The 17,321-nt window shown below is 59.6% G+C and carries 16 protein-coding genes and 1 tRNA gene; 6 read left to right on the forward strand and 11 right to left on the reverse strand.

Annotated elements, in window-relative coordinates; all coding sequences use genetic code 11:
• Positions 1-12: 12 nt before the first annotated feature.
• The gene (locus B2696_RS02380; RefSeq protein ID WP_276622065.1) at positions 13-408 is read right to left on the reverse strand and encodes a hypothetical protein; all 396 of its coding nucleotides are present in this window, start codon (positions 406-408) and stop codon (positions 13-15) included.
• Complete coding sequence (locus tag B2696_RS02385) at positions 409-948, reverse strand: YbhB/YbcL family Raf kinase inhibitor-like protein (RefSeq protein ID WP_075729820.1); 540 nt, start codon at positions 946-948, stop codon at positions 409-411.
• Between the two features lie 258 nt (positions 949-1,206).
• Between B2696_RS02385 and B2696_RS02390 the strand changes: the two genes are divergently transcribed.
• A tRNA-Leu gene (locus B2696_RS02390) sits at positions 1,207-1,292 on the forward strand.
• A 137-nt stretch (positions 1,293-1,429) separates the two neighbouring features.
• Here the strand turns inward: B2696_RS02390 and B2696_RS02395 are convergent.
• The gene (locus B2696_RS02395; RefSeq protein WP_286953740.1) at positions 1,430-2,080 is read right to left on the reverse strand and encodes a DedA family protein; all 651 of its coding nucleotides are present in this window, start codon (positions 2,078-2,080) and stop codon (positions 1,430-1,432) included.
• A gap of 224 nt (positions 2,081-2,304) precedes the next feature.
• Between B2696_RS02395 and B2696_RS02400 the strand changes: the two genes are divergently transcribed.
• Both B2696_RS02400 and B2696_RS02405 read left to right on the forward strand, forming a co-directional pair.
• On the forward strand, positions 2,305-3,051 hold the full coding sequence (locus B2696_RS02400) for a TVP38/TMEM64 family protein (RefSeq protein ID WP_276622058.1): 747 nt from the start codon (positions 2,305-2,307) through the stop codon (positions 3,049-3,051).
• Between the two features lie 34 nt (positions 3,052-3,085).
• A complete protein-coding gene (locus B2696_RS02405) occupies positions 3,086-3,667 on the forward strand; it encodes a MarR family transcriptional regulator (RefSeq protein ID WP_276622056.1) in 582 nt (193 codons plus the stop codon).
• Between the two features lie 43 nt (positions 3,668-3,710).
• On the opposite strand, the gene B2696_RS02410 is transcribed toward B2696_RS02405, so the two are convergent.
• A complete protein-coding gene (locus B2696_RS02410) occupies positions 3,711-4,550 on the reverse strand; it encodes a DUF3097 domain-containing protein (protein ID WP_286953741.1) in 840 nt (279 codons plus the stop codon).
• Between the two features lie 33 nt (positions 4,551-4,583).
• Between B2696_RS02410 and B2696_RS02415 the strand changes: the two genes are divergently transcribed.
• Positions 4,584-5,381 (forward strand): hypothetical protein, encoded by a 798-nt coding sequence (locus B2696_RS02415; protein ID WP_286953742.1) that lies wholly within the window; start codon positions 4,584-4,586, stop codon positions 5,379-5,381.
• On the opposite strand, the gene B2696_RS02420 is transcribed toward B2696_RS02415, so the two are convergent.
• The 3 genes from B2696_RS02420 to B2696_RS02430 form a co-directional block, all read right to left on the reverse strand.
• Positions 5,336-6,436, reverse strand: a complete 1,101-nt coding sequence (locus B2696_RS02420) for a ferrochelatase (protein ID WP_286953743.1) — start codon at positions 6,434-6,436, stop codon at positions 5,336-5,338. The two genes, B2696_RS02415 and B2696_RS02420, sit on opposite strands and share 46 nt — an antisense overlap.
• A 32-nt stretch (positions 6,437-6,468) precedes the next feature.
• Positions 6,469-8,313, reverse strand: coding sequence for a DIP1281 family NlpC/P60 protein (locus B2696_RS02425; RefSeq protein ID WP_286953744.1), 1,845 nt, complete (start codon positions 8,311-8,313; stop codon positions 6,469-6,471).
• A 1,043-nt stretch (positions 8,314-9,356) separates the two neighbouring features.
• Positions 9,357-9,824, reverse strand: a complete 468-nt coding sequence (locus B2696_RS02430) for a DUF6676 family protein (protein ID WP_276622044.1) — start codon at positions 9,822-9,824, stop codon at positions 9,357-9,359.
• Positions 9,825-10,163: 339 nt separating this feature from the next.
• Here B2696_RS02430 and acnA point away from each other — a divergent pair, with 339 nt between their 5' ends.
• Positions 10,164-12,974, forward strand: coding sequence for an aconitate hydratase AcnA (gene acnA, locus B2696_RS02435; protein WP_286953746.1), 2,811 nt, complete (start codon positions 10,164-10,166; stop codon positions 12,972-12,974).
• 139 nt (positions 12,975-13,113) lie between these two features.
• Positions 13,114-13,686, forward strand: a complete 573-nt coding sequence (locus B2696_RS02440) for a TetR/AcrR family transcriptional regulator (protein ID WP_276622039.1) — start codon at positions 13,114-13,116, stop codon at positions 13,684-13,686.
• A 69-nt stretch (positions 13,687-13,755) separates the two neighbouring features.
• On the opposite strand, the gene B2696_RS02445 is transcribed toward B2696_RS02440, so the two are convergent.
• The 4 genes from B2696_RS02445 to B2696_RS02460 all read right to left on the reverse strand — a co-directional run bounded on the left by B2696_RS02445 (position 13,756) and on the right by B2696_RS02460 (position 17,313).
• Entirely contained in the window at positions 13,756-14,820 is a 1,065-nt protein-coding gene (locus B2696_RS02445) for an ATP-binding cassette domain-containing protein (protein ID WP_286953747.1), read from the reverse strand.
• Positions 14,811-15,524 carry an energy-coupling factor transporter transmembrane component T family protein gene (locus B2696_RS02450; protein ID WP_286953748.1) on the reverse strand — a complete coding sequence of 238 codons (714 nt, stop codon included), beginning with the start codon at positions 15,522-15,524 and terminating at the stop codon, positions 14,811-14,813. Before B2696_RS02450 ends, B2696_RS02445 begins: the two co-directional genes overlap by 10 nt.
• Positions 15,524-16,270 carry an ECF transporter S component gene (locus tag B2696_RS02455; RefSeq protein ID WP_276622032.1) on the reverse strand — a complete coding sequence of 249 codons (747 nt, stop codon included), beginning with the start codon at positions 16,268-16,270 and terminating at the stop codon, positions 15,524-15,526. Before B2696_RS02455 ends, B2696_RS02450 begins: the two co-directional genes overlap by 1 nt.
• A gap of 74 nt (positions 16,271-16,344) precedes the next feature.
• A complete protein-coding gene (locus B2696_RS02460) occupies positions 16,345-17,313 on the reverse strand; it encodes a nucleoside hydrolase (RefSeq protein ID WP_286953750.1) in 969 nt (322 codons plus the stop codon).
• Between the last annotated feature and the right edge of the window lie 8 nt (positions 17,314-17,321).

The raw sequence follows: 17,321 nt of genomic DNA on the forward strand, positions 1-17,321 counted from the left end.
AGCAGCCGCGCTCTAGTGCGTCCCTATGCTCACGCGCCGCAGGATAAGGGCGCATAGGCCTGCGCCCACAGCATAGAGCAGCAACCAGTACTGATCCATGACCACGAGGACAGTGCTGGGGGCGAAACGTCCCGCTATGACGAGAACCACGGCTACAGCTAGTGCTATAACCTGGGTTTTACTCGCCCGTTGATCACGGCGGATGGTGGCAAAGGCGCCTGCAATAAGCGCTGCTGCAACGATGGCCAAGGTTCCATAGGTCCATGTAAAGGGTGCCTGCCACCCATCACGGAACACGGAAATAACCGCCAAGAGGATCAGGACGAAGGCAAGAAACATAAAGGCTCCACCCACCCGCAGTGTGGTGGGGATAGGTACTCCCTGCGCCGGGGATTTACTAGTTGTCATCTACTTAGTCTCGTACCAGCCCCACAGGATTGCCCGGCCTAGGCTGTGGAAGTAGAGATTAAATCCGAGCTTCGCGGGGCTGGCCTCCGGCTCAATGTCCAGCTTGGCGACGTCGACCGCATGCACCGCGTAGAGGTAGCGGTGCGGCGCGTGGCCGCCGGGAGGGTTCGGTCCGTAGTAGATACGCTCGCCAGAATCATTGCGCAGGCTGACGACGCCGTCAATGCCCAAATCCTTCGTCGCTCCAGCGTTGGTGGGCAGCTCGGTGACGTCTGCGGGGATATTGAAGGCAGCCCAGTGCCAGAACCCCGAGGCCGTAGGGGCGTCAGGATCGAAGCAGGTCACCGCCAAGGACTTCGTTCCCTCCGGAAGCCCAGACCACGCCAGCTGCGGGGATATACTGCGCGGGGCGCGAATGTCCTCCGAAATCTCTGCGCCATCCTCCAAGTCGCTAGAGGTCAAGGAAAAGCTGGGGAGGGTGCCCAGCGGGGCGTAGGGGTCCGGACCGGGGAACCGTGGATCATCTGCATAAGTAGCCATAACCCATTTGTACCCCACATCACAGGCCACTGTCTAAGGGGGTACACGTTACAGTGGACGCTGGCACGCCAGCGACCGTGGCCTGACTTAACCCTGACTTACCTCGTTGTCATTCACTACGGCATCTGGGAGATTTACCGGCGAAAAGCAGCTCCTCTACAACGCCATAAATAAGTATTGAGCTGGCGATTTGTATTCGATCTACGGATCGGGATACAGTATTCGAGTGCCCAGCCGAGAGGTTGAAACAAACACCCTGCCCGGGTGGCGGAATGGCAGACGCGCTAGCTTGAGGTGCTAGTGTCCTATTAACGGACGTGGGGGTTCAAGTCCCCCCTCGGGCACAATTGTGAAGTCTCGAGACATCGTTCCTAGAACGGTGCTCGAGACTTTTTTCATGTCACCTAGAAGCCCCCCTCAGCTGAACTGCGCTGAGGGGGGCTGAAATTATTAAGAGAAGGCACTAGGAAATAGAAGGAACCTACTCTACTGCCGGCTCTGCGGACTGAACGCGCGCGGCCTTGATGCGAGTGAGGGCGTACTTCACCACGATGGGCAGGACCGACAGCGCGATGATGAGGAGCATGATCTTCTCGATGGAGTCTGCGATCCCCGGGATGTTGCCCAGGAATACGCCGATGAGGTTCATCGACAGCACCCAGGTCACTCCCCCTAGAACGTTCCATCCCACGAAGTGGGTATAAGGCATCCGGGCGGTGCCAGCTGCTACAGGCACAAAGGTGCGCACGATGGGCACGAAGCGGCCTAGGACAAGCGCTGCGGATCCGTGTTTGGTGAAGAATTGCTCTGCAGCGGCAAGGTGAGAGGACTTGAGTATGCGGGCATCATCGCGGAACAAGCGGCGACCAAACTTGTGTCCCAGCCAATAGCCAACCTGGTCGCCGAGGATTGCTGCGACTACGCCGATGGCTAGGAGCTCCCAGATTGATACATTGAGCGGATCCCGCAGGATGGCTGCCGTTACGAGCAGGGAATCACCCGGCAAGAACGGAAAAAGGACACCGGACTCGATAAATACGACGATGGCCACGCCCACCAGCACCCAAGGCCCGAAGGCGGTCAACAAGGTGGTGGCGTCCATATAGGACAAAAGATTGTGGACTGCGTCCATGTCTAAGGCTCTGCTTTCTTTGGCGATTGTACGGGGCGGGCGGAAGCTTCCTAGGTATGCCACCCCGCCCGAATATTCTGACTGTAGGGTTCTCAGTATCCTCCTATCCCCTGTCGAAGTCGCCATCGCAAGCCCAAAACCTGCCGAATTGTCATAGACCCCACATCATTTTGCCAGCCAGCCTGATTCACTACTGTCCCAAGCAGCTCGTAGCATGGTGGTCTATGACTACTGTCGCGACGAGGATTGCCACCTGGCTCCGCAGCTTCGGAGGCTTCCTCTCAGGAGTGGTTGCGGATGTCCGCAGCACATTGCGTAGCTGGTCCCCGCAACGCTGGTGCGCAGCCGTGGCTCTTCTTATAGCCGTCGTCGCTTTCCTGGTATTCGTCGACGTCCCAGACCTTGAAGCCCTACGCACGTGGGCGGAACACTTAGGCCCTTGGTTCATCCTTGCCTTCGGCGCCGCCTACATATTGTTCACCCAGTTCCCGATCCCGCGGACGTTATGGACTGTGGCTGCGGGAGTCCTTTTTGGGGCTTGGGAGGGAATAGTCATCTCCTTGGTCGCCCTCACACTCTCGGCAGTTCTATCCCTCGTCATCGTGCGAGCACTATTCGGGGAATGGATTCGCCCGCATCTGACGCACCCGGCGGTGTTCAAGATAAACGCGCACCTGGAAAGGCGTGGTTGGTTGGCCATTGCCTCCCTGCGCATGGTGGCAGGAATCCCTTTTTCAATTCTTAATTATGTGGCTGCGCTGACTCCTATACCGCTGATTCAGTTCGCCGCGGCCACCTTCATCGGATCGATTCCTACAACTGTCGTGGGCGTCATCTTCGGCGATGCGCTCATCGCCGGCGGCAACCCGTGGACCATCTTGGCCTTCATCGTGTTTGGGGTCATTGGGGTGGCAGGGCTTTTCTTAGACTCGCGGATTCCCACGCGCCCACCAGTCAAGCGCTCACGGTAGACTGTCCCCTAGTCATCTAGGAGGTAGGATTCATATGCTCGCTATTCACGCACGCTATCGTGGCCGTTCCTTGCGCCGCGCAGAGCTTGTTCAGCGCTCAGCCCACGCCTTATCCACCCTCGATGGGGTGGGCGAATTCGAGGTATTGGGCGTAGAGGACATCTGTGCCGTGATAGATTCTGCCGCCAGCGTGTGCGACGTCGTCATGGCGTTACTCGCCGATGGCGAGTGGGCGATAGGCATCGGCATAACCCCGGGTTCTGAGGTCACCGAGCCGGCTGCCCGCGGCGCAGCTACCGCCGCGCTAAAGACCTCTGCTCGAGCCGGCCAGGTCTACACCAAGATGAGCGTGCGGGGTCGCGCGGAGGAGGCAACTGACATCGCGGCGGCCTTCGCGCTGCTGGGCTTCGTTCTACAAAAGAGAACGCTGGAAGGCCGCGAGGCCACCTCCTTGGTACGCAGCGGGCTTAATCAGAATGAGGCGGCCGAGCAGCTGGGTATTTCCAAGCAAGCCATGTCCCAGCGGCTGCAGGCGGCCGGCTGGGCAGCGGAAACGGCTGGTTGGAGCCTTGCTCTGCACCTGCTCGAGCGCGCCAATACCGTGGCCGTGGCTTGACGCAGTCCTTCTGCTTGGATTCTCCTACTTAGAGTATTCCTGCTTAGAGCAGATCTTCCTTGCGCAGCTCGGGGGTGGTGACAAAGTCGACGAGGCGCTCGACGGCGCCGATGAGGGTCGAGTCGAGGTCGCGAAAGGAATGCACGGCATTGTAGACCCGGTTCCAGCCCTCTTTGGGATCACTCCACCCCACGCGCCGACAAATGCCGGTTTTCCAATCCTCGCCGTAGGGAACTTCGGGCCACGCGCGCAAACCCAGGCGTTCGGGTTTAACTGCAGCCCAAATATCGATGAAGGGGTGCCCCGTGACTAAGACATGCTCGCCCACCGTTTGCGTCAAACGGGTCTCCTTGGAGCCCTCAACCAAGTGATCGGCCAAAACGCCGACGCGTCGCCCCTCCACAGGGCCGAATTCTGCGAGGCGTTGTGGGAGATTATCCAGCCCCTCTAAGTACTCAACTACGACGCCCTCAACACGCAGATCGTGGCCCCATACCTTTTCCACGATGGCGGCATCATGAATGCCCTCGACCCAGATCCGGGAGGGGGCGGCGACTTTAGCCTCAACGTTGCTCACTCGCCGCGAACCCGAATTGGAGCGCTGCGGCAGACTCTTGGGGCGGTAGCGCGTGAGAGTTACCGGCTGTCCTTCGTAGAGGAAGCCACCCTTGACCAGGTTGAATACGCGCTGCGTGCCGTAGCGATCCTCGAGGCGAATAACCTCTCCATAGACGGTTTTATCCACGCCGAGGACAGCGCCCACGAAGTCATCACCGCGTACCTCCACGACCATCCCCGGTTCCGCCGCCATCTCCGGGTACTCTCGTGCCTGCGCTCTGCTATGTCCGCGCAGGATGTCTCCACCATAGGGATCATTATTCATGGCTAGGCAGTCTATCTACTATAATTGTCCGCCATGGATATGCGCGCCGAGGTTTGGTCTCCACTTCAAAACACTGCCGTGTGGCTGGGCGCATGGTTATGGGGTCACGAGTCAACAGATGCCCTCATTGAGGCCGTCACCGAGCTGCAGGGGCCGGTTCGCGGTAGCCAAGATGAGCCGCTTGTCGAAGTCTTTTCTAGGCTCCGAACCGAAGCCACAGGGCTGCTTGTCCCAGGCTCGCGCGAGCCCGTTCTCCGCCTTATCCTTTCCGGTCCGGGACAAGCCCCAGCGCTTCCGGCCGGATCAGAATCCGCCCAGGCTGCTTCCTTGAGCCCCGCAGGAGCAATCGTTGTCCGCACCACCGAACGAGATCGTCATATCGTAGTCGTTCCTCACACCGAGGTGTACGACGGCTGGGAGATGAGCCGATGGGAGATGTTGGTTGAAACGCTGCCCCTTCCGGCACCGGCCTGGCTCAGCCCCGGCGAGGCGGATGCGCTGCTGGCACGCGCCACCGACGAAGCGGCGACGCTCATCGAGGCAACGGGCTATCACAGCGACGCACTCCCCAACCCACGGTTGACCGTGGGCACGCTCAGTGATTTCTACGACGCCCCCGGGCTGCCGGCCTCGATCCCGGGCCGGGCAGCCAAGCTCTTCGCGCGCGCGGATCGCGTGGCGGCAATCATAGAGACCGTCACAGACAGGATCGGAGACCATAGCCTCGATCCCCAATTACTGCGCTTATGGCACTACATCAGACAGGCGCGGATGGCAGGGGTAAGCTATGCGCTCTCCGAGTTTGCGGGAACAGTACGGCGCAGGGCGTGAATATCACAGCAGCCTTTGGCACAGGGCTCGCCGTTGATGGTGCAGCCTTGGCTAGTAACTGTTCCCAGTCCCGGGCTGCGCCTGCCAGCAGAGAGATCTTCTACGAGGTCCACCACCATCTCTGAGAAAGCCGCCGATGGTCCGACGGTGCGCACGCGCTGGAGGTCTACTCCCATCTCCTTAGCTGCATCGCGCAGCTCGGTGTCGAGGTCCCACACGACCTCCATGTGATCAGAGATGAACCCAATGGGACAGACGACGACCGCATCTACTCCATCTTCCTCGTGGATCTGCGTGGTGTGATCCACCACGTCGGGCTCAAGCCACGGTGTCGCGGGGTTTCCCGAGCGAGACTGCCACACGAGGTCATAGTCATCAATGCCCGCCTCCTGCGCAACCAGCCGGCTCGCCTCGGCGACCTGACGGGAGTAGATGTTTTTATCTCCGGGCCCACCGCCGACATTGTCGTGGGCGAGGGGAACAGAGTGAGCACTAAAGAGCATTCGAGCTTTCCTGCCCTCCGGTACCTGCGCCAGAGATTCCCGGACTGCCTGCGCTGTCTCAGAGATGAACTTGGGATGATCGAAGAACTGCGGCAACTTGGTGAAGTCCATTTCAGGCAGACCCTTGTCCGCGAGGTGCTTGCGCATTGCCACGATGTCCTCATCGTATTGACGGCAAGCGGAGTATCCGCCCCACGCCGAGGTGGCTAAGACCAGCACGTTGCGTACTCCGTCACCAGCCATGGCCTCGACAGTTTCACTGGCGAAAGGATGCCAGTTGCGGTTGCCAAAGTAGACGGGCAATTCGTGCCCCCGCTTCTCCAGCTCCGCCTCAATGTGGGAAATGAGTTCGCGGTTGAGGCGGTTGAGAGGGCTGACTCCCCCGAAGTGGAAGTAGTGCTTACCCACTACCTCGAGGCGCTCGCGGGGGATGCCGCGACCGCGGGTGACATTCTCCAAAAACGGAACAACCTCCTCGTTTCCTTCCGGGCCACCGAAAGAAAGAACGAGGAGGGCGTCGTAGCTAGAGGCATGGTGTTGTGCAGTAGTCATACCCCTAACTCTACCAACCAAAAGTTGGAGGTCTAAATGAGTCGCACGGCGTACTCGGTCATACCAGACCAGCGCACTGGGCTGACCTGAACGGTCGAACCGGACCGAGGGGCCTCGAGCATGGTTCCATCACCAAGATAGATGGCCACGTGCTGGCTACCGCCTGGACCGTAGAAGATGAGGTCGCCGCGTTCCATATTATTCGGGTTAATGTACTCGCCCTTCTGATACTGGTAACCGGTGTAGTGCGGAAGCGAGATTCCTACGCCTGCGAAGGCGTAGAGGACGAGCCCTGAGCAGTCGAAGCCGACCTTGTTATAGTCGCCATAAGAGTCTGCAACACCGCCGTCGCGGATTCCTAGTGTGGGACCATTGGCGTCGCCGCCACCCCATGCATAGGGCATTCCAATCTGGCCCATGCCGCGGCTAATGACTGCCTCGATCTTCTGCGAGCGATTCATGTCGGAGACCTCAGTCGAGGCATCCGCCGTGACTTCGTCACCGGTCTTAGTCGGAGTCAGCAAATCCGTCAGGGTCCGCAAGACCTCGCTGTCGGAAGACGCCGAGGTATCGACGCCCTGGAGCGCCAACAGCTGCGAGGAGGCATTCACCAAGTCGCCCACCTGATCGCCACTCAATCCGGTGTGGTTAGGCTGCGAGGCCGCCACGATGGAGGCGGCTGCGCTGACGGCAGAGCTACCCGCGTTGAGCAACTCCTGCGCGTTATCCGGGGCGCCGGCTGCGGCTAAGCCGTTGGCGGACATCTGCTGAACGGCAGGGTCGGAGGATAGGGCTGCACCGGTTTGTGCCACCTGGGCAGCACTCTCAGCATCGAGGTGTGGGCCTGTACCGCCGGAACGCAACTCGCGGGTAGCCTGTGCCTGGGCCTCGCCCTCAACGCTGGGCACTGCCGCTTCGCTCGTGCCAGTTTCTGATCCCGTGGCTGGTTCACTAGCTGTGGCCGACTCAGTTGCCGTCCCGGAGGCAGCGTTAGAAGGTGTTCCAGTCGTCGCTCCAGCAGCAGCCGTCGCTGCGGGAGCATGAGCCCCTTGATTCAAGGTTGAGCCATTGACGTTACTGTGGGCTGTGGAGTCCGAACTGCGTGTCGATTCTGTGGACTTATCCTTAGAATCAACCCCCTTGGCTTTATTTAAGGAGGTTTGCACCTCCTTCTCCTGCTTGATTAGCTCCTCGCGCTGGCTCGAGAATTGCTGAACCTTCGCCAGACTCTCGTCGAGAGTCTTACGGGCCGCGGACTCGGCAGACTCTGCTTGATCTTCGCGGTCTTCGGCGAGCTTTTGCACCTGGCGCAACTGAGACTCACGGTTGGCCTTCTCAGTGCGGACCTTCGTCAGGTCGTCGACGACTGCCTGCTGCTCCTTTGTCTGGGTACGCAAGTAGGTATCGCGCTCGAGCTTGTCGCGCCGCGAGTCCGCGCCGGAAGCGTTGGTCACGACGTCGGATGTATTTGCCCGGCGGTAGGCGGTGCGTGAGAGCTCGTCCAACTTGGACTGGGCTTTCTCTACATCAGACTGCGCCTGGTCCAGTTCTTCGTTTGCCTTGGCCGTGCCCTGCTTGGCCTGCTGCGCCTCGGTACGGGCATCTTGCAGGTCGACGAGTGCGCGGTTGACGTTCTCACGGTTGCCGCCGATCTCGCCCTCGATGCGCGACACCTGGTCTTGGACGTCGGCAAGCGCGTTGGCCAGCTGGGCAACGGAGGCATTGCCCGAGGATAAGAGAGCAGTGATGTCCGTGGCAGGGCTGGCCTGCGCCACGACGGGGCTAAGAGTAGAAACAACGGATAAGGTCGCCGTGCAGGCTACAGCCGCAATAAGCGAACGCGCCTTCTTGGTGCGATTTTTAAAGATGGTGGCCACGAGGTTTTATCTCCTAGCACCCAACCTGGAAGTTCGTTGCGATGCCGCTCAACGCTCACCTGCTCCATACGCATTTCGGCGGCTATCTCGCACAACTGGGACGTAGCAGCGAAGGGATGGAACAAGGCGTGAATCAATAAGGAATGACTCATGGAATGTGCAGACAAAGCGGACAGGACTTCTCACTTGGTACCGAGGCGATATATAGATGGCCGCGCGTGGATTGCACGTGCGGCTACACGTTTGGGCCGGCGGAATCTCTTTAGAGAGGTTCACTGGCCTTCGACGCTGTGAAGCCTGCTCTTTCCAGCCCCTGGCACCACTGGCCACAACGGCGGCCCCGCCTTATGCAAGGGCGAGACCGGAGGGCCGGCGTGCCACGAACCGTGAACAGGTGCACGGACGTTGCTCCGTGTGGGAGACGAATCCTGCGTAGGCACCACGAGAATTGGTGCACTCCCCCTGCCGAACCCGGCCTGACAATCGATACCCAGTGACTTCTGGCTCCAACTGCCCGACTATCGAGCCCATGACATAAGGACGCTTAAGCGCTCGTCTCCCGCCTGGTACATGAAGGTGGGTGTTTAATTTTTAGGTTGGAACGCTGAGGTCTCAACGCTGATCATGAAAATACTGAACTCCGACACTGCGATGCTTCTTGCTGCCATCTCCCCCAGCTTTAGCAAAGGTAGCGCTCACGACTTAACGCTCGTTCTCAACGTCCGATGCCCGCTCGTGGTGTGCTTCCCCACATACCCGTGCGCTCATCCGTTGAGAGTCAAGGTCTAAACCATGAACTACTAGGACAACAATCAACCCGTGAGTCGATACTGGAACCATACGTCACATCAACAGCAAGTCGCACAATTTTCCCTGTAGTCACAGCCGTTTATCGTGGCATCTTCGCGTTACACGCACATCTAACCTGCAACTATTTTGTTACCCGCCCGTTATTGTGAGCTTGCTCACTACTGCCCAATTGTCGGCGTGTCCTACGTCCAAATCCAGAACTGGCACTTTCTTATGGCGAGATAAGTCAAGGCCTAGTTTTTGACTTGCGCGTCTCCACGGGCTGCACGGTATGCGGCGATGCCGGCCGCAACGAACACAACGGCCAGCACTAGGGCTACAGCCAAGACTGGGCCACGATCGAGCCCAAGGCCTCCATAAAAGTGATCAAGCACAGAAGCCTGATCTAGGCCCTGTGGGATGCCATGCTGGGTGGATTCGATCTGTGCACGCGAGTAGACATCACTAACGGAGGAAACGGCGTTCGGCGCCTGCACGATGACAGAGTCGAGGCCCGAGTCTTGCTGCAGATCGCTGGCGAGATCTCTCAAATCTGCCAGATCGGGCGTGAAGACGTCGACGACGGCGATTCCATCCCCGGGCCGTAGGTGTCCGGCGACAAAGCCTTGCAGGTTCTCGTCTGCGGCCAGCTCCGGGTTGGTATAGGCAACTCCATCGGCTCTTAGCTGTTCACTAAGGCCTGCAATGTCAACGCCCGTCATGGTCACGAGAGATCCTTTCTTCACGCTTAGGCCGGGAGGACTCCCCTAATGCACCTTTGGCGTGCTCTACCTTGATTTATATAAGAGCCACCCCGGCACGGGGGACGTGACTCGCCACGAAGTATGCAAAAAGATGAAAACAGAACGCTTGTACTGTTATAGTTGCAGCGGTCGAAGGTTTACCCCTCTACAATGGGTGAGTGAACCATCGCGTTCTTCTCGCCTCCGTGCGCCTGACGCCTATGCCCCGTAGCGGACTTTTTCCCTTGGGCCGCATCGGAGAATCCGAGTATTCATACAGAACAATAATAGTTCTACAAACAAGGAATGGAGCTCCCTGTGACTGAAAGCCTGAACTCCTTCGGTTCCAAGAAGACCCTTGACGTCAAAGGCAAGTCCTACGACTACTTTGACATCAACGCGGTCGAGGGCCTGGAGAAGCTGCCTTATTCGCTCAAAGTGCTCGCTGAGAATCAGCTGCGCTACGAGGACGGCAAAAACGTAACCAAAGATCACATCAACGCGCTGGCCAACTGGGATCCGGAGGCAGAGCCCTCTACCGAGATCCAGTTCACCCCGGCCCGTGTGCTGATGCAGGACTTCACCGGCGTTCCCTGTGTAGTCGATCTTGCTACGATGCGTGAGGCAGTGTCCGCTCTTGGCGGCAAGCCCGATCAGGTAAACCCCCTCAACCCGGCAGAGATGGTCATTGACCACTCCGTCATCGTGGAAGCTTTCGGCTCCACCGAGGCTCTTGAGAAGAACGTTGAGATTGAGTACCAGCGCAACGAAGAGCGCTACCAGTTCCTGCGCTGGGGTGCAGAGAACTTCTCCAACTTCCGCGTAGTTCCCCCCGGAACGGGCATTGTGCACCAGGTCAACATTGAGTACCTGGGTCGCGTTGTCTTCGACAACGACGGCCTTGCTTACCCTGACACCTGTATCGGCACGGACTCCCACACCACCATGGAAAACGGCCTGGGAATCCTCGGTTGGGGCGTTGGTGGCATCGAGGCCGAGGCAGCTATGCTCGGCCAGCCGGTTTCCATGCTCATCCCGAAGGTCGTGGGCTTCAAGCTCACCGGTGAAATCCCGGTCGGCGTTACCGCCACCGACGTGGTGCTCACCATCACCGAGATGCTCCGTAAGCACGGCGTGGTGCAGAAGTTCGTCGAGTTCTACGGCAACGGCGTTAAGTCTGTCCCGCTGGCGAACCGCGCCACCATCGGCAACATGTCGCCGGAGTTCGGTTCCACCGCTGCCATCTTCCCCATTGATGAAGAGACCATCAAGTACCTTGCCCTGACCGGTCGCCCCCAGGAGCAGATTGACCGCGTCGAGGCTTATGCCAAGGCACAGGGTATGTGGCTCGAGAAGGACGCCCCTGAGGCAAAGTACTCCGAGTACCTCGAGCTCGACCTATCCACCGTGGTTCCCTCCATCGCAGGCCCGAAGCGTCCCCAGGACCGCATCTTGCAGTCCGAGGCCAAGGAGAAGTTCCGCTCCGATCTCGCCAGCTACACCACCGACGAGGTTGTGGTTGATGAGACCACGAAGGAAGCCCTGCGCATGACCGCTGAGGGCGGCGTCACCGAGGAACTCGCTGACGTCACCGGCGGACTCAACAAGTCCCGCGCCGGACACGGCGAGTCCGCAGCCAAGGGCTCCTCCGGACGCCCCTCCAAGCCCGTCATCGTCACCTCTCAGAACGGCGGCGAGTACACCTTGGATCACGGCATGGTGGCCATCGCCTCCATCACCTCGTGCACCAACACCTCCAACCCCTCCGTCATGGTGGGCGCTGGCCTTATCGCCCGCAAGGCAGCTGCGCTTGGTCTGCAATCCAAGCCTTGGGTTAAGACCATCTGCGCCCCCGGTTCCCAGGTCGTCGACGGCTACTTCCAGCGCGCCGATCTGTGGAAGGACCTTGAGGCACTCGGCTTCTACCTTTCCGGCTTCGGTTGCACCAGCTGTATCGGCAACTCCGGTCCGCTGCCTGACGAGATCTCCGCTGCCATCAACGAGCACGACTTGGCCGCTACCGCAGTTCTCTCCGGCAACCGTAACTTCGAGGGTCGTATCTCCCCCGACGTCAAGATGAACTACTTGGCATCGCCCATCATGGTCATCGCCTACGCCATCGCCGGCACCATGGACTTCGACTTCGACGCTCAGCCTCTCGGCCAAGACCAGGACGGCAACGATGTCTTCCTCAAGGACATCTGGCCCTCCACCGAGGAGATCGAGGCAACCATCCAGGACGCCATTTCCCGCGAGCTCTACGAGGCCGACTACGCTGACGTATTCAAGGGTGATGACGCATGGCGCAACCTTGACGTCCCCGAGGGCCAGACCTTCGAGTGGAACGAGGACTCCACCTACATCCGCAAGGCTCCTTACTTCGATGGCATGCCCATCGAGCCCGAGCCCGTTGCAGACATCAAGGGTGCTCGTGTGCTCGCAAAGCTGGGAGACTCCGTCACCACCGACCACATCTCCCCTGCTTCCTCCATCAAGCCCGGTACCCCGGCAGCGCAGTACCTCGACGAGCACGGCGTTGAGCGCCAGGACTACAACTCCTTGGGCTCTCGTCGCGGCAACCACGAGGTTATGATGCGCGGTACTTTTGCCAACATTCGCCTCTCCAACGAGTTGGTCGATGTACGCGGCGGATACACCCGCGACTTCACCCAGGAAGGTGGCCCGCAGGCCTTTATTTTCGATGCCTGCCAGAACTACAAGGCCGCCGGCATTCCCCTGGTTGTTATCGCTGGTAAGGAGTACGGTACCGGTTCCTCGCGTGACTGGGCTGCCAAGGGCACCAACCTGCTCGGTGTCAAGGCCGTCATCACCGAGTCCTTCGAGCGTATTCACCGCTCGAACCTCATCGGCATGGGCGTCATCCCGCTTCAGTTCCCGGAGGGCGAGTCCCATCAGTCGCTGGGCCTGGATGGCACCGAGACCTTCGACATCGAGGGCATCACTGTCCTGAATGAAGGCGAGACCCCTAAGTCGGTACATGTCACCGCCACCAAGGAGTCCGGCGAGACCGTTGAGTTCGATGCCACTGTGCGTATCGATACCCCCGGTGAGGCCGACTACTACCGCCACGGCGGCATCCTGCAGTACGTCCTGCGCCACATGGTTTAAGCTTCGGCTTTAGATCCTCAGTAGCGGGGCCGCAANNAAGTTCTCTTGCGGCCCCGCTACTAGATTTTTCAACGGAGTCATAACTCCGCTTTAATAATTGAATAGTCTCGAGTTTTATCACGATAGAAATGGAAATTGTATGCCGATTGTCAGCGATTCCGAGCTTAACCGCCGTCGCCACGACATCCTGGTAGGTGCCCGCCGTTGCTTCGCCGAACACGGCTACGAGGGGGCCACGGTTCGCCTTCTCGAGGAGGCGACGGGCAAGTCTCGGGGTGCCATCTTCCACCATTTTGGGGATAAAGAATCGCTGTTTCTGGCGCTCGCCCGCGAGGACGCCGCTCGCCAAGCTGAGGTGGTGGCAAACAATGGTTTGGTCGAGGTCATGAGTGAGATGCTGCGGCACCCCGAAAGGCACGATTGGCTGGCCACGCGCCTGGAAATCACCTCGCTACTGCGAACTGATCCCTCATTCGCTGCTCGCTGGAAAGATCACCAGTCCATTCTGGATGAGGCCGTGCGTGCTCGCTTGGCGTCCAACGCCGAGAAAGGACGCCTGCGCAAGGACGTAGACATCGACACTTTGGTGAGCTATCTGGAGACTTTTATGGATGGTTTTATCAACCGTCTAGCGCTCGGAGACACCGATAACCTTGATGAGGTTCTCAAGCTCGTTGAGCACTCTATCCGCGGTACTTCCCCGCGCTCATAGGCTGGGCTCGGGGAAGCATTTCTGGGCACCGGCTTCAGGTGGCCGCGAGGCTTTAAAGTGCTGCGAGGATTAAGCGGCGTGCGGGGGTTGACTTAGCTCGATCTCCGCTACCTCGGCATAGCGCCCCACCGCCTCCATGAAGGCCGCGTCGTGACACGTGATGATAAGAGCCGTCCCAGCTTCCAGCGCCGAGTGAATAAGGTCATGGACTCCGCTGAAGTCATCTACCATGGTGTCCGGTTCATCAAGGATCACCACCTCGCGCTGCAGGGAAAAGACATGCTGCAGCTGGGCTAGGCGCAGGCGCGACGCGCTGAGGTCCAGCGGGTGTTCGTCCCCGTCCGTGGCGTCCGTGTCGCCGATGAAGTCCGCTAGCCGTGACTCTACAACTTGATCTGCGGGGAATTGCAACGCCATGGTCAGGCTTGGATGGGTCCGAGGGTGGCCATCTAGACCTGCTGCTGCGCGCAAGAGCGTTGTTTTTCCTGAGCCATTGGCTCCGCGGATCCAGAGGACGCCGCCTCGCCTTGGTTTAAGATGCACGGGACCTACTGAAAAGTCCGTCCCAGTCGGTGGTTTGAGGTGCCACCACCTACGCCGCCCCGCCTGCCTACTGGCGGATACTTCCCCAAGCTCTATGGCACTGCCCGCCGCAATACGTTCTCTCTGCTTCTCATCCGGGCTATGCCGCGCACGAACCACGATGACTGCGGTGTGCGGCAATGCCGCCAACAATCCGGCTACTTTGTGCCGGGAATAGGGGTCGAGGCCGGCATAAGGCTCAACCACGATGAGAATCTCCGGCTGGGTTATCGCCACGCTAGCGCACGCCAGCCTGCGTGTTTGGCCGCCTGATAGCCGTGCGGGATCGCGGTCAGCGAGCTCGATGAGTCCCGCCTTTTCCAACATCGCAGCTACTCGTTGTTCCATGTCAACGCGCGCAACACCGTGATGTTCCAGGCCCAAGGCCACTTCTTCGCGCACCGTCTCGCGCAGGAGTGAGATATGCGCGGAGGCATCTGCGCCTACGACGGCGGTGGTTGCCAATTGCTTCGCCAGCTCTTGGGCGCGGGCATCCGCGCTCTCCGAGTGCTCTACGACGACGTCTACGAGGTGACCGGGAATTAGATCCATGTGGCAACCACCACCACGGCGCTGAGCAGCGGAAATAATATACAAACACAGCTTTGCGTCACACTGCGCTCGAGCGGCACCAGAAGCGTGCGCGGCCCGGGCTTATCGAAGCCAATGGCAGATAGCGCCTCACCGCGCTGGGCACCCTGGGTAAGCAGCTTGGAAATGACCGGCACGATAAATCGCGACAGAACGTTGCGTGGACGCATACGCACTCCATCCAGCTTGTTTGCGTCCCAGACTGCCTGCACGACCAGCCTCCCCTGCGCCAAAAACTGCAGGGAGGTTCCCACCACATAAGCGGCCTTGTACCCCAGCCTGGAGGACTGCAACCACTTAGCCACGTCCGATACTTTGAGGGCAGCTACGGCGGCCAGGAAACAGGCCATAAGCGCGCTGAAGCGCAGCGCCAACTCTGCGGCAAGCGATACTCCGTCCGAGGTGATGAGAGGAGCCAGCCGGTGCTGCCCGTAAGGAGCGTGAATGACCAGCATGGAAGCCGCGGTCGGCAAAGAAAGCGCAAGGGTCGTGGCGATGACGGAGATAGAGCGCGAATACCACGTGCCTAAGGCCCACGCCGCACAGAGCACTCCAGCCGAGGTCCACGGAGAGTTGGCCGCCATGACCACTATCCAGGTGCAGCCCGCAGCGAGCAGCGCGGTCGCAGGGTGAAGCTGCCTAGGTGCAGCGCTGGCCTTAGTCATTAGCGCGGACGAAGAGACTCGAGCGTGCGCTTTGGGAGAGCCTTGAGTGCGGTCCAGACGATCAGCATGACGATAGCTTTATCGAGCGGGTCAGAGATGAAGGACTGCAGGGTAACCGAGGCGATGAGGGAATTGCCCAGCTCCCTAAAGAGCGAGACGACGGCACCGGTGCCCAGTCCTGCTGTTCCTCCGTAGACGAAAGCAGCGACAGGTGCCGCCAGCATGCCGGTGACAATACCCAGTAGAACACCGGAGACGATCACACTCCACCAGGCCTTGAATGCACCCTTTTCAATGGCCCAACCGGCGAGGAAGCCCGTGGCGGCGGAAACTGCAGCAAAAGGGAGTGCTGCGGGGTTGATAAAGCCCCATACAACCGAGGACAACAGGCCTGTGGACACTCCGGCCAGTGGGCCTGCCAGCGCCGCGACAAGGATGGTGCCTACCGAATCGAGGTAGAGCGGAATGCCGATGGATCCGACTACCTCACCGATGACGATGTTGAGCACGAGAGCAGCGGGAATAACGGCGATGGTTCGGGCTGGTAATAAGGGCAGGGTTCCTGCCAAGAGCAGTGCAGCCCCCAGCAAGTATCCAACCAAGGTGATGAGTCCCTCGGTGGAGCCTCCCACGGACTCCCAGTCCGTAGGCCGGACCAAGACTAGGTAGATCCACGTGGCGGCTGGAATGATGGCGCCCGCGATGATTAGCGCCTTGCGAGCAGGAGTAAGAGCTGGATTAGACATAGAGATCCCCAAATTAAGGCCGAGTACTCGGCCAAAGTGAGCTTCCCTATGTCACCTCGGGAAATTTTCGCTGCTTAGCTTACTGCATTCTCAGGAGAAGCCAAAAGTTTCAGGGCCCGGGAAAACTCGCGATGTGCTGCCTCGATGTCCGCGCCAGTGACCACAGCGCAGTTGGCGGGGCGGTTCCAGTGCCCGCGCAGGTCCGCCACGCTCGTTCCGCGCAAGAGCTGCGACTGCGCCTCCACCGCCACCGTCGTCTCCATCGCCTCATAGGGCACGGTTCCCAAGGCGATCATGCACGTGAGCAGATCATGAATCTGGGCTTGATAGCCCTCACCTTGTTTTTCGTGGAACTCGAAGTAGAAGCGCAGAATCTCGGGCAGCACCGCTGTCAGCGGGTGCCGGTTCAAGATTTCCAGCATGTTTTCAAAGCGTTGTGGATCAACCAAGAACTGCTCGGTGACCTCTAAAGAGCACAACGTCGAATGTGCGGGGGCCTCAAAGAAAGAGCGCGCCGCGTCCGGGTCCACCCAGAAGTTCCACTCTGCCGTGGGGGTGGTGTTGCCGCGGTAGTTGATAGCACCGCCCATGATGGTGATGGAGGAAAAGCCCGCAGCCCCCGCGGAATCCACGTAGCGAGCAAGGTTGGTCACAGGCCCGGTCACGATGAGGTGAGCACCAGCGGCGGCGGCAGCCTTCCACATCTCTTGCCAAGTCTCTTGCTCCTGCGCCGCAGCCAAGTCAGTCGAGGCTGGCGCGGGAGCACTAAAATAGCCCAAACCTTCGGGTCCATGAGTCTCCGGCGTGGTGACTAGATCCACGACCAGGGGCGCGGACTCACCGGCTTGGACCGGCACCTCCCCTAGCCCGCATTGCTCTAGAATCCAGGCGGCATTAAGCGCGGTCTGCTTAACTCCCACGTTGCCTGCCGTGGTGGTCACACCACTCAGGGAAATCTCCCCTGCGCGATGCAGCCCTGCCAGATACATCAAGGCCAGGGCATCATCAATGCCGGGATCGCAATCAAGGAGCACTTTCTTCATGGGCTATA

This window comes from Corynebacterium sp. UBA4397 (genome assembly GCF_002390965.1).
GTDB lineage: Bacteria > Actinomycetota > Actinomycetes > Mycobacteriales > Mycobacteriaceae > Corynebacterium > Corynebacterium flavescens.